Genomic DNA, 317 nt, shown 5'->3' with positions numbered 1-317 from the left:
CGCAGCGCAAGGGCGTGGGAACGGCGCTTGTCGCGCATGCCATTCAGGAGGCGGGTCGCACCACCGCCCCGATCCTGTTGCTCGAAGGCAATCCTGCCTTCTACGGGCCGCGCGGGTGCGCGCCATCCGGCGCGTATGGCATCCGCCGCCCGTCCCTGCGCATCCCCGAACGCGCGCTACAAGTGGTGCGGCTGCCGTCTTACACGCCCGAGATGACAGGCACCCTTGTTTATCGCGAACTCTGGTGGGACCTTGATTGCGTAGGCCTTCGCTAGGGGGTGCAATTTTTCGTCGAAAAATTGTCTTCAAATCCTTTT

The 317-nt window shown here is 62.8% G+C and carries 1 protein-coding gene; it reads left to right on the top strand.

Annotation, left to right across the window (positions count from 1 at the left end):
* On the top strand, positions 1-275 hold a 275-nt coding region (locus KWG70_RS17800), incomplete at its 5' end, for a hypothetical protein (protein WP_230937386.1).
* Positions 276-317: the final 42 nt, after the last annotated feature.

The organism is Psychroserpens luteolus, from assembly GCF_021032705.1.
GTDB classification, from domain to species: Bacteria; Bacteroidota; Bacteroidia; order Flavobacteriales; family Flavobacteriaceae; genus Psychroserpens; species Psychroserpens luteolus.
The sequence above is the reverse complement of the archived record's forward strand: the minus strand, read 5'-3'. Positions and strand labels throughout refer to the sequence as shown.